Annotated in this window: 23 protein-coding genes and 3 tRNA genes; 18 read left to right on the plus strand and 8 right to left on the minus strand. The window is 72.4% G+C overall.

What is annotated here, in order from left to right; translation table 11 throughout:
- The first annotated feature begins 20 nt into the window (after positions 1-20).
- Both gltX and IEW03_RS04555 read left to right on the plus strand, forming a co-directional pair.
- Positions 21-1,472, plus strand: a complete 1,452-nt coding sequence (gltX, locus tag IEW03_RS04550) for a glutamate--tRNA ligase (RefSeq protein WP_229737442.1) — start codon at positions 21-23, stop codon at positions 1,470-1,472.
- Positions 1,469-2,209 (plus strand): HAD family hydrolase, encoded by a 741-nt coding sequence (locus IEW03_RS04555; protein ID WP_188522489.1) that lies wholly within the window; start codon positions 1,469-1,471, stop codon positions 2,207-2,209. The genes gltX and IEW03_RS04555 overlap by 4 nt, the downstream gene beginning before the upstream one ends.
- Before the next feature lie 10 nt (positions 2,210-2,219).
- Here IEW03_RS04555 and IEW03_RS04560 read toward each other — a convergent pair whose 3' ends face one another.
- Complete coding sequence (locus IEW03_RS04560; RefSeq protein WP_188522490.1) at positions 2,220-3,368, minus strand: YeiH family protein; 1,149 nt, start codon at positions 3,366-3,368, stop codon at positions 2,220-2,222.
- Positions 3,369-3,438: 70 nt separating this feature from the next.
- Between IEW03_RS04560 and IEW03_RS04565 the strand changes: the two genes are divergently transcribed.
- The 4 genes from IEW03_RS04565 (at position 3,439) to IEW03_RS04580 (ending at position 4,844) form a co-directional block, all read left to right on the plus strand.
- The gene (locus IEW03_RS04565) at positions 3,439-4,347 is read left to right on the plus strand and encodes a LysR family transcriptional regulator (RefSeq protein ID WP_188522491.1); all 909 of its coding nucleotides are present in this window, start codon (positions 3,439-3,441) and stop codon (positions 4,345-4,347) included.
- Positions 4,348-4,481: 134 nt separating this feature from the next.
- Positions 4,482-4,553 (plus strand) — tRNA-Gln (locus IEW03_RS04570).
- Positions 4,554-4,633: 80 nt separating this feature from the next.
- Positions 4,634-4,706 (plus strand) — tRNA-Glu (locus IEW03_RS04575).
- 62 nt (positions 4,707-4,768) lie between these two features.
- Positions 4,769-4,844: transfer RNA gene (locus IEW03_RS04580), tRNA-Glu, on the plus strand.
- A gap of 123 nt (positions 4,845-4,967) precedes the next feature.
- Here IEW03_RS04580 and IEW03_RS04585 read toward each other — a convergent pair.
- The 3 genes from IEW03_RS04585 to IEW03_RS04595 all read right to left on the minus strand — a co-directional run bounded on the left by IEW03_RS04585 (position 4,968) and on the right by IEW03_RS04595 (position 6,795).
- Entirely contained in the window at positions 4,968-5,714 is a 747-nt protein-coding gene (locus tag IEW03_RS04585; RefSeq protein WP_188522492.1) for a PH domain-containing protein, read from the minus strand.
- Between the two features lie 41 nt (positions 5,715-5,755).
- Complete coding sequence (locus IEW03_RS04590; protein WP_188522493.1) at positions 5,756-5,923, minus strand: hypothetical protein; 168 nt, start codon at positions 5,921-5,923, stop codon at positions 5,756-5,758.
- Between the two features lie 152 nt (positions 5,924-6,075).
- Positions 6,076-6,795, minus strand: a complete 720-nt coding sequence (locus IEW03_RS04595) for an IclR family transcriptional regulator (protein ID WP_188522494.1) — start codon at positions 6,793-6,795, stop codon at positions 6,076-6,078.
- Positions 6,796-6,936: 141 nt separating this feature from the next.
- On the opposite strand from IEW03_RS04595, the gene leuC reads away from it, so the two are divergent.
- Together leuC and leuD are read left to right on the plus strand one after the other, a co-directional pair.
- On the plus strand, positions 6,937-8,412 hold the full coding sequence (gene leuC, locus IEW03_RS04600) for a 3-isopropylmalate dehydratase large subunit (protein WP_188522768.1): 1,476 nt from the start codon (positions 6,937-6,939) through the stop codon (positions 8,410-8,412).
- A gap of 25 nt (positions 8,413-8,437) precedes the next feature.
- A complete protein-coding gene (leuD, locus tag IEW03_RS04605) occupies positions 8,438-9,076 on the plus strand; it encodes a 3-isopropylmalate dehydratase small subunit (RefSeq protein WP_188522495.1) in 639 nt (212 codons plus the stop codon).
- Positions 9,077-9,154: 78 nt separating this feature from the next.
- Here leuD and IEW03_RS04610 read toward each other — a convergent pair whose 3' ends face one another.
- A complete protein-coding gene (locus IEW03_RS04610; RefSeq protein WP_188522496.1) occupies positions 9,155-10,018 on the minus strand; it encodes an LLM class flavin-dependent oxidoreductase in 864 nt (287 codons plus the stop codon).
- Positions 10,019-10,104: 86 nt separating this feature from the next.
- Between IEW03_RS04610 and rnhA the strand changes: the two genes are divergently transcribed.
- From rnhA to IEW03_RS04645, 8 genes are all read left to right on the plus strand, one after another.
- On the plus strand, positions 10,105-10,569 hold the full coding sequence (gene rnhA / locus IEW03_RS04615; RefSeq protein ID WP_443093548.1) for a ribonuclease HI: 465 nt from the start codon (positions 10,105-10,107) through the stop codon (positions 10,567-10,569).
- A gap of 65 nt (positions 10,570-10,634) precedes the next feature.
- Positions 10,635-12,038 carry a dihydrolipoyl dehydrogenase gene (lpdA, locus tag IEW03_RS04620; RefSeq protein ID WP_188522497.1) on the plus strand — a complete coding sequence of 468 codons (1,404 nt, stop codon included), beginning with the start codon at positions 10,635-10,637 and terminating at the stop codon, positions 12,036-12,038.
- A gap of 219 nt (positions 12,039-12,257) precedes the next feature.
- Entirely contained in the window at positions 12,258-12,761 is a 504-nt protein-coding gene (locus IEW03_RS20290) for a hypothetical protein (protein ID WP_229737443.1), read from the plus strand.
- Positions 12,749-13,492, plus strand: a complete 744-nt coding sequence (locus tag IEW03_RS20295) for a tyrosine-type recombinase/integrase (RefSeq protein ID WP_229737452.1) — start codon at positions 12,749-12,751, stop codon at positions 13,490-13,492. Before IEW03_RS20290 ends, IEW03_RS20295 begins: the two co-directional genes overlap by 13 nt.
- A gap of 52 nt (positions 13,493-13,544) precedes the next feature.
- A complete protein-coding gene (locus IEW03_RS04630) occupies positions 13,545-13,772 on the plus strand; it encodes a helix-turn-helix domain-containing protein (RefSeq protein WP_188522498.1) in 228 nt (75 codons plus the stop codon).
- A gap of 737 nt (positions 13,773-14,509) precedes the next feature.
- Complete coding sequence (locus tag IEW03_RS04635; protein WP_188522499.1) at positions 14,510-15,064, plus strand: type IV toxin-antitoxin system AbiEi family antitoxin domain-containing protein; 555 nt, start codon at positions 14,510-14,512, stop codon at positions 15,062-15,064.
- Between the two features lie 208 nt (positions 15,065-15,272).
- The gene (locus IEW03_RS04640; protein WP_229737454.1) at positions 15,273-15,554 is read left to right on the plus strand and encodes a BrnT family toxin; all 282 of its coding nucleotides are present in this window, start codon (positions 15,273-15,275) and stop codon (positions 15,552-15,554) included.
- Complete coding sequence (locus IEW03_RS04645; RefSeq protein WP_188522500.1) at positions 15,551-15,883, plus strand: ribbon-helix-helix protein, CopG family; 333 nt, start codon at positions 15,551-15,553, stop codon at positions 15,881-15,883. The genes IEW03_RS04640 and IEW03_RS04645 overlap by 4 nt, the downstream gene beginning before the upstream one ends.
- A gap of 27 nt (positions 15,884-15,910) precedes the next feature.
- On the opposite strand, the gene IEW03_RS04650 is transcribed toward IEW03_RS04645, so the two are convergent.
- The gene (locus tag IEW03_RS04650) at positions 15,911-16,243 is read right to left on the minus strand and encodes a DUF3024 domain-containing protein (protein WP_188522501.1); all 333 of its coding nucleotides are present in this window, start codon (positions 16,241-16,243) and stop codon (positions 15,911-15,913) included.
- Between the two features lie 269 nt (positions 16,244-16,512).
- Between IEW03_RS04650 and IEW03_RS04655 the strand changes: the two genes are divergently transcribed.
- The gene (locus IEW03_RS04655; protein WP_188522502.1) at positions 16,513-16,803 is read left to right on the plus strand and encodes a hypothetical protein; all 291 of its coding nucleotides are present in this window, start codon (positions 16,513-16,515) and stop codon (positions 16,801-16,803) included.
- Positions 16,804-16,847: 44 nt separating this feature from the next.
- Here the strand turns inward: IEW03_RS04655 and IEW03_RS04660 are convergent, their stop codons facing one another.
- On the minus strand, positions 16,848-17,183 hold the full coding sequence (locus IEW03_RS04660; RefSeq protein ID WP_229737456.1) for a VOC family protein: 336 nt from the start codon (positions 17,181-17,183) through the stop codon (positions 16,848-16,850).
- A 118-nt stretch (positions 17,184-17,301) separates the two neighbouring features.
- Between IEW03_RS04660 and IEW03_RS04665 the strand changes: the two genes are divergently transcribed.
- On the plus strand, positions 17,302-17,514 hold the full coding sequence (locus IEW03_RS04665; protein WP_188522504.1) for a hypothetical protein: 213 nt from the start codon (positions 17,302-17,304) through the stop codon (positions 17,512-17,514).
- A gap of 5 nt (positions 17,515-17,519) precedes the next feature.
- On the opposite strand, the gene IEW03_RS04670 is transcribed toward IEW03_RS04665, so the two are convergent.
- Positions 17,520-18,419, minus strand: a complete 900-nt coding sequence (locus tag IEW03_RS04670; RefSeq protein WP_188522505.1) for a LysR family transcriptional regulator — start codon at positions 18,417-18,419, stop codon at positions 17,520-17,522.
- Positions 18,420-18,480 lie beyond the last annotated feature (61 nt).

An 18,480-nucleotide genomic window follows, 5' to 3' on the forward strand; every position in this document is an offset into this window, starting at 1 on the left:
GGGCCAACTACGCTGTTCCCGTGATCCCCGCACCTGGTTCTTCCGACGTCCGTGTCCGCTTCGCCCCGTCCCCGACGGGCATGTTCCACGTGGGCGGCGGCCGCTCGGCGCTGTTCAACTGGGCGATGGCCAAGCAGTCGGGCGGCACGTTCGTGCTGCGCGTCGAGGACACCGACGCGGCGCGGAACAGGCCCGAGTGGACCGACGGCATCCTGACGGCGCTCGCCGCGCTCGGCATGCACGCCGACGACCCGACGTTCGAGGGCCCCTACTTCCAGTCGCAGAACGTCGAGAAGCACCGCGCCGCCACCGGGCGCCTGCTGGAGGCGGGCCGCGCCTACTACTGCGACTGCACGCGCGACGACGTCGCCGCCCGCACGGGCAACCCGCAGTCGGGCTACGACGGGTTCTGCCGCGACCGCGGCCTCGCCTACGAGCCCGGCCGGGCGCTGCGCTTCCGCACGCCGGACGAGGGCGAGACGCAGGTCGTGGACCTCATCCGCGGCAACCCGGTCTTCCCGAACTCCGCCATCGAGGACTTCATCGTCGCCCGCGGCGACGGGTCGCCGGTGTTCCTGCTCGCCAACGTCGTCGACGACCTCGACGAGGGCATCACGCACGTCGTGCGCGGCGAGGAGCACCTGTCGAACACGCCCAAGCAGCAGCTGCTGTGGGAGGCGCTCGGCGCCACGCCGCCGGTCTGGGCGCACCTGCCGGTCATCGTCAACGAGAAGCGGCAGAAGCTGTCCAAGCGCCGCGACAAGGTGGCGCTCGAGGACTACCTCGCCGAGGGCTACCTGCCCGACGCGATGGTCAACTACCTCATGCTGCTCGGCTGGGCGCCGGGCAACGACGAGGAGATCCTGCCGTTCGACGAGCTGGTCTCCCGGTTCCGCATCGAGGACGTGAACAGCGCGTCGGCGTTCTTCGACGTCAAGAAGCTCACGTCGTTCAACGGCGAGTACATCCGGGCGCTGTCGCTCGACGAGTTCGTCGCCGCCGTCGACCCGTGGCTGCACGCCCCGCACGCGCCGTGGACGGAGGAGCAGTACGACGCCGCCGCGTTCGCCCGTGTCGCGCCGCTCGCGCAGTCGCGCGTCGCCCTGCTGGCCGACATCACCGACAACGTCGACTTCCTGTTCCTCGACGTGCCGGTGGACGACGAGCGGTCGTGGGCCAAGGCGATGAAGCCGGGCGCCGCGGAGCTGCTCGCGGACGCCCGCGAGGCGATGGCGGCGCTCGGGACGTGGGAGGCCGAGCCGCTCAAGGACCTCGTCACCCAGGTGGGCGAGAAGCACGGCCTCAAGCTGGGCAAGGCGCAAGCGCCGGTGCGCGTCGCGGTCACGGGCCGGACGGTGGGGCTGCCGCTGTTCGAGTCGCTCGAGGTGCTCGGGCGCGAGCGCACGCTGTCGCGGGTCGACGCCGCGATCGCGCGCCTCGCCGCCGCACCGGCAGCGGACGCCCCGGCGTGACCGGGCGCGTCGACGGCGTCCTGCTCGACGTCGACGACACGCTCGTCGACACCAAGGGCGCGTTCGCTGCGGCGCTCACCGCCGTCGCCGTGGAGCACCTGCCGCACGTCCCGGCCGACGAGTACCCGCGGCTGCTGGCGCACTGGCGCTCCGACCCGGGCGGCCACTACCGGCGCTACACGCGCGGCGAGACCGACCACCGCACGCAGCGACTGCTGCGCGCCGACCTGCTGCACCGCACGTTCGGCGGCGAGCCCGTCACCGAGCACACGTTCGCCGACTGGGACGCCCTCTTCTGGGGCACCTTCGAACGGTCGTGGCGCCCGTTCGACGACGCCCGCCCCGCGCTCGACGCGCTGCGGGCCGGCGGGGTCGCGGTGGGCGTCGTCACCAACGCCGCCACCGAGCTGCAGGAGCGCAAGCTGCGCGTGGCCGGGCTGGCGGACCTGCCCGTGCTCGTGGGCGTGGACACCCTCGGCTACGGCAAGCCGCACCCGGACGTCTTCACCCAGGGCGCGCGCCTGCTGGGCACCTCCGCGGCGCGCACCGCGTACGTGGGCGACGAGCCGGAGGTCGACGCGCGCGGCGCGCACGACGCCGGCCTGGTCGGCGTCTGGCTCGACCGGCCGGGCGCGCGCCGGGACGGCGAGCACGACGTGGACGTCGCGGCGATGCGGGGTGCCGGGATCGTCGTCGTGCCCGGACTGGCGGACCTGGCCGCGGCCCTCGGCCTCTGACCCGCGGCCGTCAGGGGGCGAGCAGGAGGACCGCGGCCAGCCCGATCCCGGTGACGGCGACGGCGCCCAGCGCCCCGAGCAGGAGCGGCCGGCGGGCGGTGCGCGCCAGGCGCGGCACGTCGACGCCCATGCCCAGGGCGAACATCGCGGCCACGAACAGGACGGTCGTGACCTGGGTGGCGGCGTCCGTCACCGCCTCGGGCAGGACGCCCGTGCTGCGCACCAGCACCGCCGCGAGGAAGCCGAGCACGAAGCCGGGGACGGGCGCCGCGCGCGACCCGGTGCCGCGACCGTCCTCGGCCGCGCCGCGCGTTGACCGCCGCGCGAGCACCGCGCCGGTCCCGGCGACGATCGGGGCGAGGAGCACCACGCGCGCGAGCTTGGTGACGGTCGCGGTGGCGAGGGCCGCCGCCGAGACGGTCCCGGCCGCGGCGACCACCTGCGCGACCTCCTGCACGCTGGCGCCGATCCACAGGCCGGCCTGGTGGTCGGTGAGGCCCAGCGCGCCCGCGAGCAGCGGCAGCGCGACGATCGCCACCGTCCCGTAGACGGTGACGAGCGCGAGCGCCGCGGCGACGTCGTCCCGCAGCCGGGCCGGTGCGCCCGGCCCCGACCGCGGGTCGCGCTCGAGGACGCTGGTCATCGCCGAGACGGCCGCCGCGCCGCAGATGGAGAAGCCTGTGGCCACGAGCAGGGTGGTGCGGTGCGGGACCTTCAGCAGGCGGCCCAGCGCGAGGATCGCGGCGAACGTCCCTGCCACGGTGACGACGACGACGGCGATGCCGCGCCAGCCGAGCGCCAGGACGTCCGGGATCGCGAGCTGCAGCCCGAGCAGGACCACTCCCGCCCGCAGCACCGTGCGCGCCGTCCACTCTGTGCCCGGCGCGATCCGTGCGCCCACCAGCGCCGCGGTGCCGCCGTTCCCCACGAGCCGGCCGAGCACGGAGCCGACGACGGCCCCGGCGACCAGCGCGAGGACCAGCGGGGACAGCGCCCCGCCCGTGACGGGGCCCAGGAGTCGGCTGCCCGCCAGCAGGACGGCCGTCGCGGCCGCGGCGAGCGCGAGGCCGGGCAGCAGTCGTGCGACGGCGGTGCGCCGGGTCGCCGCGCCGGTGTGCGGGGGATGGTGGGGTGGTGCGGTCGGGGGAGTGGTCGTCACGCCCCCAGGCTGGTCGCTCGCGCGGTGCGGCCGGAAGCGCCAGGTGCCGATCGATCCATAGACTGGCGCTATGGCAGATCGTCCACCCCTGGCCGCCCTCGAGCTGCTGGTCGCCCTCGACCAGCACGGGTCGATCAGCGCCGCGGCGCGCGCGGCGGGCGTCTCGCAGCCGACCGCGTCGGCCGGGCTGCACCGGCTGGAGCGGCGCCTCGGCCTCGAGCTCCTCGTCCGCGGGCCGCGCGGCTCGGAACCCACCGCCGTCGGGAGGCGCGTCGCCGAGGCGGCCCGCGACGTCCTGGCGGCCGTGGACCGGTTCGAGTCGGCCGCGGGCGCGCTGCGCGAGGAGCCGGTCGAGGGCCTGCGGGTGGCGGCGAGCCTCACGATCGCGGAGTACCTGGCGCCCCGGTGGCTGGCGGCCTTCGCCCGGGCCGAGCGGGAGAGCGGCGGCGCGGCGCCCGACGTCGAGCTCGTGGTGCGCAACTCCCGCGAGGTGATGGAGCTCGTGCTCGACGGGACCGTCGAGCTGGGCTTCGTGGAGAGCCCGACGGTGCGGCCGGGGCTGCGGGCGCGGACCGTCGCCCGCGACGAGCTCGTGGTCGTCGTGGCCCCGGGTCACCCCTGGGCCAGGCGGCGGTCGGTCGGCCCGGCCGAGCTGGTCACGGGAGGGCTCGTGCTGCGCGAGGCGGGCTCGGGCACCCGCGACGTGCTCGAGGAGGCGCTCGGCCAGGCGGGGGCGCGGCTGCCGGACCACGTGACCGCGCTGGGCTCCACGGTGGCGGTGAAGACGGCGGTGCGGCACGGCGACGGCGTCACCGTGCTGTCGGCGCTCAGCGTGGCGGACGACGTCGCCGCGGGGCACCTGGTGACCGTGCCGATCGCCCAGCTCGACCTGTCGCGCCGGCTGCGCGTCGTGTGGCGCGACGGGGCCGTGCTGCCGGCGTCGGCGCGACGGCTGGCCGCGGTCGCGGGGGCTCGCTGAGCGCGGCGTGGGCGTGACGCACGGCACCCGTGCTCCGTTTTGGCTGGCGGGCCCGAGTCCGGTAATGTTCTGCGTCGTTGGGCCGAACGCGGCACGCCGGCGATAGTCGGATTTGCCCGGAACGTCCGATCCCTTGGGGTATGGTGTAATTGGCAGCACGAGTGGTTCTGGTCCACTTAGTCTAGGTTCGAGTCCTGGTACCCCAGCGCAGTGCCCTCGCCCGCCGGCTGGCGGTGTGTAGAGTTTTTGCACGGCACGGAGACCCCTCGGGGTCGCCGAGTCATAGGCCCCCATCGTCTAGCGGCCTAGGACGCCGCCCTCTCACGGCGGTAACACGGGTTCAAATCCCGTTGGGGGTACGCAGGTCGCCGGTCCGCCGGCGCCGCAGCTGGCCTCTCGCCCCGGCGCGAGGTCGTTCCAGGCCCCCATCGTCTAGCGGCCTAGGACGCCGCCCTCTCACGGCGGTAACACGGGTTCAAATCCCGTTGGGGGTACCACGCAAGGCCCGGTCCATACGGATCGGGCCTTTGTCGTGCCCGTCGACTCGTGCGCCGCCGCCTGGTGCCCGGCGGTTGCGGGGCCCGGGCTGCAGCGGGGCCCGGGCCGCAGCGCGGAGGGGCTCAGAGGAACGGGTCGGGCACGTACGCGCCGCCGCCGTGGCTCTTCGGCGGGGCGAAGCGTGGGCCGGGGTCGGTCGTCCGCACCGCGTCGATGTCGTCCGGGCGGGGCGAGCGCCCCGCGGGGCTCACCCGGATGGGCTGGGTGATCGGGCGCGGCTCCGAGCCGTCGCCGGGCGAGCCGTCGTCCGGGCCCCCGCCGCCGGGCGCGACGGACGGCGGCGGGCCCGGGAGGTCGTCGTCGTCCATGCTGCTCCCGCTGCCGGGGGTGAAGATCGTGTCGCACAGGGTGCGGTACGTGTCGTCGGGGGACGGGACGAAGTTGATCGTGCGCAGGGCCTGGTCCTGGCCCGCGGACTCCATGTCGAAGCGCCCGTAGCCGAGCACCTGGCCGAGCGGGCTGCGCGAGTAGCCCATGTCGGTGACCTTCTTCAGGGGCATCATCGACACCCGGTGCACCACCAGCCCGTACAGGAGCAGCAGGCGCTTGTCGGTCGCGACGAACCATTCGTAGCGCCACTCGAGCCACTTCCAGGCGAGGCGGCCGGCCACGAGGAACCACGCGACCCAGAGCCACTGGACGGTGCCGCGCACGTCCACCGGCGTGGACATCACGACGGCCCCCACCAGGAAGAACGCCGCGACGGTCGTGAGGATGGGCTCGAGCAGCCGAGCCCAGTGCCGCCGGGTGGCGATGACCACGTTCTCGTGCGGCAGGACGTAGCGACGCAGGTGGCGGTGCGTCCGCACTGCGTCGCGTGGTCGAGCCTCGCCGAGGAACATGGCAGCGCTCAGGAGGAGATGGTCGAGAAGAACTCGCCGAAGCTCGAGATCGTGTTGGTGATGAAGTCCCAGATCGACGTGACGATGTTGCCGGCACGGTTCGGGTCGTTCACGATCGCGAAGATCAGGAAGATCACGACGATCCAGATCAACAGGGTCTTGGCCTTCGCGGGCATCAGGTCCTCACGCCTCTCGGGTCGGGGAGCGGAGTTGCCCCGTCAGCCAGGAGCGTACTGACCTGGGGCGGGGCCCGACAGTACCGTGCCCGGCGCGCCGCCCGGAGCGGGCGGCGCGCCGGGCACGAGGGCGGCGGGATGCGGTGGGGGTGTCACTCTCCGGCGCGGCGCAGCACCTCGGTCAGCCGGTTCGCGGCGGCGACCACCGCGGCGGAGTGCAGGCGCCCCGGCTGCCGGGTCAGGCGCTCCACCGGCCCCGAGACGGAGACGGACGCGACGACGCGCCCCGACGGGCCGCGCACGGGGGCGGAGACGGAGGCGACGCCGAGCTCGCGCTCGGACACCGACTGCGCCCAGCCGCGTCGCCGGACGCCGGAGAGGATCGTCGCGGTGAAGACGGCCTCGCGCAGGCCGCGGTGCAGGCGGTCCGGCTCCTCCCAGGCGAGCAGGACCTGCGCGGCGGAACCCGCATGCATGGTGAGCGTCGCGCCGACCGGGATCGAGTCGCGGAGCCCGACCGGCCGCTCGGCGGCCGCCACGCACACGCGGTGGTCGCCCTGGCGGCGGTAGAGCTGCGCGCTCTCGCCCGTGTGGTCGCGCAGCGCCGTCAGCACCGGGTTCGCCGCGGCGAGCAGCCGGTCCTCGCCGGCGGCCGTGGCGAGCTCGTTGAGCCGTGGTCCGAGCACGAATCGTCCCTGCATGTCGCGCGCGACGAGGCGGTGGTGCTCGAGCGCCACCGCGAGACGGTGAGCCGTCGGTCGTGCGAGGCCGGTCGAGGAGACCAGCTGCGCGAGGGTGGCCGGACCGGCCTCGAGTGCGCCCAGCACGGACGCGGCCTTGTCGAGTACGCCGACTCCGCTAGTATCGTCCATAGGTCGATACTGACGTCTCGCCCACTGAGATCGCAAGTCGAGGACGAGATCTCACTGGACGAAACCGCGGGACGGTAGCACGACAGGGTCCTACGAGGTAGTCACGAGAGCCGCGCACACGCGGCGGACGAGGAGCGCATGATGGCCGGCACGCTGGCGGAGAAGGTCTGGGAGGCGCATCTGGTGCGCCGCGGCTCCGACGGGTCGCCGGACCTCCTGTACATCGACCTGCACCTCGTGCACGAGGTGACCAGCCCGCAGGCCTTCGAGGGGCTGCGGCTCACGGGCCGCCCGGTGCGGCGCGCGGACCTGACGATCGCCACCGAGGACCACAACACCCCGACGCTCGACATCGACCTGCCGATCGCGGACCTCACGAGCCGCACGCAGATCGACACGCTGCGCAACAACGCGCGGGAGTTCGGCGTCCGCATCCACTCGCTGGGCGACGCCGACCAGGGCATCGTGCACCAGGTCGGGCCGCAGCTCGGCCTGACGATGCCGGGCCTGACGGTCGTCTGCGGCGACTCGCACACCTCCACGCACGGCGCGTTCGGCGCGCTGGCGTTCGGCATCGGCACGTCCGAGGTGGAGCACGTGCTCGCCACGCAGACGCTGCCGCTGACGCCGTTCAAGACGATGGCGATCACCGTCAACGGCGACCTGCCGCCCGGCACCACCAGCAAGGACATCATCCTCGCGATCATCGCCAAGATCGGCACCGGTGGCGGCCAGGGGTACGTGCTCGAGTACCGCGGCGAGGCCATCCGCAAGCTGTCGATGGAGGCGCGGATGACCATCTGCAACATGTCCATCGAGGCCGGCGCCCGCGCCGGGATGATCGCCCCGGACGAGACGACGTTCGAGTACCTCGCCGGGCGCCCGCACGCGCCCGAGGGCGCCGACTGGGACGCCGCCGTCGAGTACTGGAAGACGCTGCGCTCCGACGACGACGCCGAGTTCGACGCCGAGGTCGTGCTGGAGGCCGCCGACCTGGAGCCGTTCGTCACCTGGGGCACCAACCCCGGTCAGGGGCTCCCGCTGTCCGCGTCCGTCCCGGTGCCGGCCGACATCGCCGACGAGGGCGACCGGGTGACCGCGGCGAAGGCGCTCGAGTACATGGGTCTCGAGGGCGGCACGCCGCTGCGCGACATCACCGTGGACACCGTCTTCATCGGGTCGTGCACCAACGGCCGTATCGAGGACCTGCGCTCGGTGGCGAAGGTGCTGCGGGGCCGCACGAAGGCCGACGACGTCCGAGTCCTCGTGGTGCCGGCGTCGGCCCGCGTGCGGCTGCAGGCGGAGGCCGAGGGCCTGGACGTCATCTTCAAGGAGTTCGGCGCCGAGTGGCGCAACGCCGGCTGCTCGATGTGCCTGGGCATGAACCCCGACCAGCTCGCGCCGGGGGAGCGCGCGGCCTCGACGTCGAACCGCAACTTCGAGGGGCGGCAGGGCAAGGGCGGCCGGACCCACCTGGTGTCCCCGCTGGTGGCGGCGGCCACCGCCGTCCGCGGCACCCTGTCGTCCGTGTCGGACCTCGATCTCGACGAGGACGTCGACCTCGCCACCTTCGACGGCACCCCGCTGGCGCCGCTGTCCGCGCCGTCGTTCGTCTGACCACCCCGCAGCTCAGGAGACCACCATGGAGAAGTTCAGCACGCACACGGGCGTCGGGGTGCCGCTGCGCCGCAGCAACGTCGACACCGACCAGATCATCCCGGCCGTGTACCTCAAGCGCGTCACGCGCACCGGCTTCGAGGACGCGCTGTTCGCCGCCTGGCGCGGCGACCCGTCGTTCGTCCTCAACCAGGAGGCGTACTCGGCGGGCTCCGTGCTCGTCGCCGGGCCGGACTTCGGCACCGGCTCGTCCCGCGAGCACGCCGTCTGGGCCCTGAAGGACTACGGCTTCCGCGTCGTCCTCGCGTCGCGCTTCGCCGACATCTTCCGCGGGAACTCGGGCAAGCAGGGCCTCGTGGCCGGCGTCGTCGCCCAGGAGGACGTGGAGCTGCTCTGGAAGGTCCTCGAGACCCGGCCGGGCACCGAGGTGACCGTCGACCTCGAGGCGAAGACCGCGACCGCCGACGACGTCACGGTGCCCTTCCAGATCGACGACTACACGCGCTGGCGGCTCATGGAGGGCCTGGACGACATCGGCCTCACCCTGCAGCACGAGGCCGACATCACGGCGTTCGAGGAGCAGCGGGCGTCGTGGCGCCCGAAGACGCTGCCCGCCAAGCACCTGCCGAGCGTGCCGATCGAGCCGGCCCGACCCGTCGGCTGAGCCCGGTCTCACATCGAGCGTGCTGATTCGTTCCTCAAACAGGCCGTTTGAGGAACGAATCAGCACGCTCGTTGCGTGTCAGAGGGACGGCGGGCCCTGCCGCACGCGCTCCAGGAGCCACTCGGGCGTGACCGACGTCGGGTCCCACCACGACTCCAGCCACCAGGTGGCGCCCGCCTCGGCGACCTCGCGGGCCTGACGGGCGGCCGTCTGCGGGTCGGCGTCGAGGCGCCCCTGGTAGACGACGTCGTACGGGCCGGCGTCGGGGCCGCGCTGCGCCACGATCCAGTCGACCAGCTCGCGGATCTGCTGCGGGCCGGCCTCGGCGTCCTCCGGCGACTCGCCGCGCACCTGCGGCACCATGCCGTCCCAGCGCAGCGCGCGGTCGAGGCTGCGTCGCGGCGGGCGCTCGGCGTCCCACACCGCGACCGGCCACACCGGGATCCGCCCGTGCACGGGCGGCTGCGAGAACCGGAACTGGCCGGTGGTCACCTGCGCGCCCTCGTGGGTGAACGTCTCGCCCGACCACGAGCGCTCGAGCCACGCGAGCACCTCGTCGAGCGCTTGCGCGCGGTCGCGCAGCGCCGTCGGCTGCCCGGGCACGGAGGTGAACGCGCGGTCCGTCGGGACGCCGACGCCGACGGGCAGCACGAGCCGACCGCCGGACAGGTGGTCGACCGTCAGCGCCCGCTGGGCGAGCTCCCACGGCCGGTGGCGGGGGAGGGCGAACACCATCGCCCCGAGGGTGATCCGGTCGGTGACCGCCGCCGCGGCGGCCAGGAGCCCGAACGGGTCCCAGGTGGGATGGGCGTCGAAGCCGGGCTCGTCGAGGCTCACCCCGTCCCAGGTGAAGAAGCCGTCCCAGCCGTGCTCCTCGCACTCGCGCGCGAGCCGCACCTGCTGCTCCGGGGTGCCGTAGCTGCCGATGAACCCGAACTTCATGTCGCCGCCCTCCGTCGTCGTCCGTCCGACCGACGCTAGCCACGACCACCGACACCGGCCGGCCCGGCGCCGCATAGGGTGTGCGGGTGCCAGACGAGAACCCCGACACCACCGACCAGCCGCTCGTGGAGATGTGGACCGACGGCGCCTGCAAGGGCAACCCCGGGATCGGCGGCTGGGGCGCGCTGCTGCGCTTCGGCCCGCACACCAAGGAGCTGTTCGGGGGCGAGGCGGTGACGACCAACAACCGCATGGAGCTGACGGCCGTCGTCGAGGCCCTGCGGGCGCTCACGCGGCCCAGCACGGTCGTGGTCCACGTGGACTCGTCGTACGTCATGAACGGGATGAAGACCTGGATCGCCGGCTGGAAGCGCAACGGCTGGCAGACGTCGGCGAAGAAGCCCGTGAAGAACGTCGACCTGTGGCAGGCGCTCGACGCCGAGGTCACCAAGCACGACGTGCGCTGGGTGTGGGTCAAGGGGCACGCGGGGGACCCGGGGAACGAGCGGGCCGACGCCCTGGCGAACCTGGGCGTGGACTCGGTGCGCTGACCGTCGCCGAGCGGTGCGACGGATGTCACGCCGCGGGGCTTCCGCGCGGCTAATAGGCTGACCCCATGGCTTCCCACTACGACGTCGTCCTCCTCGGAGCTGGCCCCGGCGGCTATGTCGCCGCGATCCGTGCGGCACAGCTCGGCAAGTCCGTCGCCATCATCGAGGAGAAGTACTGGGGTGGTGTGTGCCTCAACGTGGGCTGCATCCCCTCGAAGGCCCTGCTGCGCAACGCGGAGCTCGCGCACATCTTCAACCACCAGGCCGACTTCTTCGGCATGTCGGGTGACGTGACGTTCGACTTCGGCAAGGCGTTCGACCGGTCCCGCGAGGTCGCGGACGGCCGGACCAAGGGCGTCCACTTCCTCATGAAGAAGAACAAGATCACCGAGCTCGACGGCCGCGGCACGTTCCGCGACGCCAACACCATCGAGGTCGCTCTGAACAAGGGCGGTACCGAGACGGTGACGTTCGACAACGCGATCATCGCGACCGGTTCGCAGGTCAAGCTGCTGCCGGGCGTCGAGCTGTCCGAGAACGTCGTGACCTACGAGAAGCAGATCATGACGCGCGAGCTGCCGAACTCGATCGCCATCGTCGGCGCCGGCGCCATCGGCATGGAGTTCGCCTACGTCCTCAAGAACTACGGCGTGGACGTCACGATCATCGAGTTCCTCGACCGTGCCCTGCCGAACGAGGACGCGGACGTCTCCAAGGAGATCGCCAAGCAGTACAAGAAGCTGGGCGTCAAGATCCTCACGTCCACCGCCGTGCAGACGATCAAGGACAACGGGTCGTCCGTCACCGTCTCCTACAAGGGCGTCAAGGACGACAAGCCCGGCGAGATCGTCGTGGACAAGGTCCTGTCGGCCGTCGGCTTCGCGCCCAACGTCGAAGGCTTCGGCCTGGAGAACACCGGTGTCCAGCTCACCGAGCGCGGCGCCATCGCCATCGACGACCACATGCGCACCAACGTGCCGCACATCTTCGCCATCGGCGACGTCACCGCCAAGCTCATGCTGGCGCACGTCGCGGAGGCGCAGGGCGTCGTCGCGGCCGAGACCATCGGCGGCGCCGAGACCATGACGCTGGGCGACTACCGGATGATGCCGCGCGCCACGTTCTGCTCCCCGCAGGTCGCGTCGTTCGGCCTCACCGAGGCGCAGGCCAAGGACGAGGGCTACGACGTCAAGGTCTCCACCTTCCCGTTCATGGCCAACGGCAAGGCGCACGGTCTGGGCGACCCGACCGGCTTCGTCAAGATCGTCGCGGACGCCAAGTACAACGAGCTGCTCGGCGCCCACATGATCGGCCCGGACGTCTCCGAGATGCTGCCCGAGCTCACCCTCGCGCAGAAGTGGGACCTCACGGCCGACGAGGTCGCGCGCAACGTGCACACGCACCCGACGCTGTCGGAGTCCGTGCAGGAGTCCATCCACGGCCTCGTGGGGCACATGATCAACTTCTAGAAATCGGGACGAATCGGTCACCGATCGATCGCCTGGTCAGAGGCCCGGATCTGCGAGTTTCCGCAGGTCCGGGCCTCTTTTCTGTCGTGGTGAGGCCTGGACACCTAGAGACAGAAGGACCCCCGCCGTGCCACGAGATGTGGCACGGGGGTGGCACGAACCAGGAGGATCGAGATGGCCACGAAGGGTGCGGCGCGACAGCGTCGCGAGGCATGGGGCATGCTCCGTCAGCTGCCGTCGAAGCGGTGGCAGGCGCGGTACAGGGGCCCCGACGGGAACGTGTACTCGGCGCGCACGGCTGACGACCGGCCGCTGACCTTCCTCACGAAGACCGACGCGCGAGGGTTCCTCAATCGGACGCAGGCCGCGATCGCGCGCGGCGAGTGGGAGTCGCCCGAGGACGCGGCGCGACGGCGCGAGGCGGAGGCCGCGGAGGCCGCGCGGCGGGACGTCACGTTCCGGGACTATGCGCTGGCCTGGCTGGAGCGCGTCCAGCACGAGCCGGGCAAGGGCGGCCGGCCCCGGCGTCCGGGCACCGTGATGGTCTACCGCGGGCGGGTGCACAACTACCTGCTCGAGCCGCTCGGCGACGTCCGGGTACGGGACATCGACACCGCCGTTGTCCGGGAGCTGACGGCGCAGATCGTCGCGCGGCCGTCCGCGCTCAAGCCGGGCGCGACGCACAACGGGTCGCCGGCGACGCCGTCGACATGCTCAAGATGATCCTGCGTGCCGCCGTGCGCGACGGTCTCCTCGAGACGATGCCGGACGTGCCCACGCCGTCGCGCCGCTCCGTCCGGCACGACGCCGACCACACGCCCGAGGACGACGTCGCGACGCCGCAGCAGGTCGACGCGCTGCACGACGCGCTGCCGCAGCCGTGGCGGATCGCCGTGCTGCTCGCGGCGTGGTGCCAGCTGCGCCGGGGCGAGGTTCTCGGGCTGCAGCGGCGCGACGTCGTCTGGGATGCCGACCGCACCGCCGCCACGCTGTACGTGCGACGGCAGAAGAACGGCACCACCGGGCAGCTCGCCGACCCGAAGTCCGAGAAGGGCGTGCGGTCGATGGCGGTGCCGCCGCTGATGATCGCGCGGCTGTGCGAGCACCTCGACGCGCACGTGGCCGCGGGGCGGACCGCGCCGATCGTGCCGCTGAGGTCCCGGGGCGCCGAGCACATGTCGTCGACGACGTTCCACTCGGCCTGGGCCGCTGCCCGGGTCGAGGTGCCCGGGCTGCCCGAGGGGTACAGGTTCCACGACCTGCGGCACACCGGGCTGACGCGGTTCGCGCAGGAGGGCGCGACGCTCGCCGAGCTGATGCGGCGCGGCGGGCACTCCGACGTCAACGTCGTGCTTCGGTACCAGAAGGCCACCATGGCGCGGGACATCGACCTCGCCGCGCGGATGAGCGCCACCGTGCTGTCGGAGCTCGAGTCCGCTCGTGGGGACGCGTGAACACCTGAGTTGTGAGGGCGGCACGAGGGCGCCGCCGGCAAGGAGCAGGACCATGGGAACCGCCACGATCCAGGAACGCCCCGGAGGGCACGGGCGGCTCGTCGATCTTGCGGCCGCCGCCGAGGAGTTCAGCGTGTCGGTAAAGACCGTCCGCCGGCGCATCGCCGACGGCACGGTCACCGGATACCGCGTGGGCAGACTCATTCGCGTCGACCTCGACGAGCTACGCGAGCAGCTGGCTGTCGCCATCCCGACCGTGCCCAGAAGGTTCGGGTCCTGACCCGACCCGACGGCAGAGGAAGCCCCACGGCGCTGCGGAGTCCGCAGGGCCGTGGGCTCCGCCGCGGAGCGCCGGAGCCGGCCACCTCCACGGTGGTGGGGAGTCACCACCACCGTGGGCTCCGCTGCGAAGCGCCAACGCCGTCGACGGTCCGGTGGTGAGGAGTCCTCACCACCAGGGGGGTCCGCGCACGATCCTGGCCGTTGCTTCCGATCCTCACGGTGGCGGTCAGCGTGCCCGTGCCCGACGTGCGGTGGTGCGGAGTCCGCACCACCGTGGGCTTCCCCACGAAGAACCGGCACCGTCGGCACGCCGGTGGTGAAGAGTCATCACCACCGGAGGGGCCGCCGCAGGCGGCTCGGCGCGACCGGTGGCACGACCGCCCTCCCGAGCAGAGGCGCAGACCGCCCGACGCCGGGCGGTCCGACGTCCGGACCGACGCCCACGCGCAGAACTCGCGGCTGCGGGAAGATTTCATGCCGTCGATGGTGGCCCGGGTGCGTTACCGGAAACGTACGGGGTAGCCACCCCGTACGCACCCCGTACGCACCCCGTACGCACTCTCCGTGGTCGCATCATCGCAGGCCAGGGTGCGTACGGGGAGAGCTCGAGGAATTTTCCGATCGGGGACTGACGCTGTTCTCGACGGGACCCGGTTTGCGGTGGCCTGCTCGGGCCACACGTTCCTCACCGTATGCAGGTCTACCCTTGCCGTAGACAGTAAGGAGGTGGTCCGGGTGTCGGTCCTGACGATCGAGTCGGCACGCGCGGCAGGGCTGCGCAAGGACGAGGTCTACCGCATGGCCCGGTCCGGGGAGCTGGAGCGGATCGGGCGCGGGGTCTACATCCGGCCCGGTGAGCTCGATCCCGCCGTGGCGTCGCTGGCGGGCGCGACGGCGGTCAAGCCGGCCGCGACGATGTGTCTGACGAGCGCGCTGGTCTACCACGGGCTGAGCGACGAGATCCCGGTCGCGACGGACATCGCGCTGCCGCGCGGCACCAGGTTTCCTGCGGGCTTCGAGCACGTGACGTGGCATGCCTTCGGGCAGGCGACGTTCGACGTGGGCCGCACCGTCATGTCCGAGCACCCGGAACTGCGGGTGTACTCGGCCGAGCGGACCATCGTGGACGCGTACCGGATCGCGCATCTCGAGGGAATCGACCAGGCCAACGAGGCGCTGCGTCGCTGGGTACGACGCTCGGGGAGCTCACCTGCTGAGCTGCTTCGCACTGCAGGGCACTTCCCGCGCACCGTCGCCGTCATCCATCGGGCGCTCCAGGTGCTGCTCTGAGGTCGCTTCATCCGGGTGCGACGACAGGCGCGCGCTGGAAGGAAACTTGGTGGGGAACAGTCGAGCGCGCGTGCTTCGTGTCCGTGCACCCGCCAGTTCTGCGGACCCTCGTCAGCGTGAGGTCGCTCGCCGAGGTGATCACCGTGCCGTGCGCCAGAGTTCCGCTCACTCTCTTTCGTTGAGTCGTACGTTGTAATACGCTATGTGAGTGTTCGAGACGGCGGACTGGTCGCAACGTGCCGACCACATGTGGGACGGGCATGGCGTCCGCCCTGCTGAGGCCGATGAAGCGCTGGGTGACCCGAACCGGGTAGTAATCGACCCTGATTACAACAGTCGCAGCGGCGAGGGAGTTCGGATCATCGGCTTCTGCGCCAGTCGAGGCGAGGTGCTGACCGTCCTCGTGCACAAGCCGACGGGCTACGGCATCAACGGATGGCGGTCCAATGCGAAGGACCGCCGGATCTACCGAGAGGAAGGAACGCCATGACCAAGGACATCGCGCAGATCCTCGCCGCCGAGTCGCAGGCGGCTGAAGACGCCGAGGCGCGGGACGGGCAGCTCCGTGACCTGTCGGAGGTCAGGGTGGCCCGGGGGCACTCGCGTTCCCGGGTGCTGCAGATCCGGCTCAACAGCGACGAGCTGGAGCGGCTCGAGAGTCTCGCCGAGGAACGTGGCCTTCCGACGTCCACGGTGGCGCGGGCGCTGCTGCTGCAATCGCTGGAGAGTGGCCGCGCAGACCTTCCCGACGTCGAGGCGGCCGTGCGTCATGCGCTTCGAGCGACCCTCCGTCAGGATCTGCTCGCACCCGCGTCCTGATCGGCTCACTCGGGCGCGCGCGTCGACTCATCCCCAGAAGATCGGGTCCTCGTGGCTACCGATGTGGTCGAGCAGGCCCTGCACGTTCTTCGTCGGTCGCTTGCGCTTGTACTCGTGGAACTTCAGGTTCCGGTCGCGCCAGTAGATGCTCCAGTGGCCGGTCGTGGCGGTGTAGCGCAGCCGGGCGACGGGGAAGCGGGTCCAGTCGCCCTTACCGTCCCACGGCGGGCGCGTCTCGATGATCGTCACGTGCCGGTCGGCGATCTCGGCCTCGACACGCACCTGGTCCCACAGGTGCTCGGGGACCTGCGCCCGGCACCACCGTCCGATGCGCAACAGGTCGGTCTCGGGCATCGTCATGGTGGTCATCCTGGACGACGGCGCCGACGGGCACGCGCAAGAACCTCCCGCCTCGCGACATGATGTCGACGACGGACCATGTCGGGAGGAGAGATGGCACCAACCGCCAGTGACGGGCCGCCGACACCGGAGCGTCGGCGTCTCGTGCGCATGCCGCTCTGGGCGACCGCGGGTGCGTTGGCCATCGTCGCGCTGACCGTCCTCGCCGCCGTCGTGCGCCCGGACTGCAGCAGGCGTGCCCCGCGATCGGCTACTCCAGCCTCCTCACGGTGACGCTCGAGGGAGACGCGTCCGAGGTGGCCGTCATCCAGGTGCGCGACGACGACCAGTGGCAGCCGCCGTACCCACCGGACGCGGAGGTGCCCACGATCCCGACCACGCACGACGGCGACACGTGGACCTTCACACTGTTCTCCTCGCCGCGCTCGGTCATGCTTCGCGCGCTGGACGACGACGGGGACGTGGTCGAGCAGACCGAGGTCGACGTCGGCTGGGAGCGCGTGGGCGGGACGGCCGAGTGCGGCGGTCCGATGGAGGCGCGCGTCGACTGGACGATGTGACCGTAGGCCGCGCCGGCGGTGCAGCTGACGCACTGCCGAACGGGTCAGGCCGTCTCCGTGTGGGTCCCGACGTTGATGACCCGGCCGTCCAGCCCGCGGTAGAAGAACCGCGTCACGCCCCACGGCTCGCGGGTCAGGGGATGCACGATCTCGACGCCCGTCGCACGGGCGCGCTCCAGCGCCGCGTCCACGTCGTCGACGAAGACCGAGACGTCGGGGTTCACCGCTGCCGAGGCATCGCGCGACATCAGGCTGAGCTGGTGGCCGTCGTCGTCGGCCAGCGTGACGATCCACCCGTGGTCCATGACGACCTCGAGCCCCAGCACCTCCCGGTGCTCGCGCACCGCCTGCCGCACGTCCGGGACCCTCAGGATCGGCACCACTCGCTCCACGCGCACGGGTCCAGGGAAGCATGGATGCCTGGTCGTCGGCGCCTCGGGGGGCCGTGCGGATCCGCCCGTACGACCGCACGCCGGGTGGTGCGGGGAGAATGGCTCTGTGGACGCGAGCGAGTTCGTCATCGAGACGCCCGACGGCGACGTCGGGTTCGCCGGCGCCGGACCGGCGGCGGAGTTCCTCCTGGACAATGGGTTCGCGAACGCGGACCGTGAGCCGCACTGGCACCTCCGCTGGTGCCTCGACCGTATGACGGTCGGCGAGCAGCTGGATGTCGGCCCTGCGTTTGTCGCCCGCGGCGGGCCGTCGGACTGAGCTCGCTATACGCGACCGGCGCCGACCATCGCCTGGCAGACCGCGAGGACGGCGGGCGACGTGCGCTCGGGCAGCCGCGCCACGATGCGACGGCGGACCTCCGGTGGCACGCCCTCGACGCGGACCAGGGCGATGTCGGGGACGAGCGACGGGGCGAGGTGGGACCCGACGGTGGTGACACCGTGGCCGGCGGCGACGAGGCGGAGCTTGGTGAGCCAGTCGCGCACGCTGTGGGCGACGCGCGGTCGGCCGGGCAGGCCGGGCCAGACGCCGAGGAGCGGCTCGCCCGCCGGCGACGGGCTCGCGATCCAGTCGACGTCGGTGAGCTCGTCGGCGTGCACGGCGTCCCGTCCCGCGAAGCGTCCGGTGCGCGCGACCGCGAGGCGCAGCTCGCCCTCGTCGATCGTCTCGGTGTGCAGCGGGGGAGCCTCGTCGTCGGGGGAGCGGTGCGGGGGTCGCGAGGTCAGGACGGCGACGTCGAGCGACCCGGACCGCAGTGCGCGCACCAGCGCCGGCGTCGTGCCCTCCCGGGACGTGACACGCACGAGCGGGTCGGTCTCGGCGAGTCGGGTGAGCACCTGGGGCAGCAGGTCGAACCCGCCGCTGACGTAGACCCCGAGCCGCACCTGCTCCGTCGCCGCCGGCTCGCCCCCGAGCTCGCCGGCCGCGGCGTCGAGCGCGTCGAGGGCGACCCGGGCCCGGCCGAGCAGGACCAGCCCGGCGCTCGTCAGCCGGACGCCGTCGTGGCCGCGCTCGAACAGGGCAGCGCCGGCGGCCCGCTCGAGGGCCGCGGCCTGGCGCGACACCGCCGACTGCGTGTACCCGAGCCGTTGGGCGGCGGCGCTGAAGCTGCCGGTCTCGGCGACCTCGCGCAGCGTGCGGAGGCCGACGGTGCTCACGTCCATGCGGCGGTAGCATACCCATGATGCTCGATCATCGCTTCACGCATGACCTGCCCGTCACTAG

The sequence above is a fragment of the Isoptericola cucumis genome (genome assembly GCF_014635665.1).
Taxonomy (GTDB): Bacteria; Actinomycetota; Actinomycetes; order Actinomycetales; family Cellulomonadaceae; genus Isoptericola; species Isoptericola cucumis.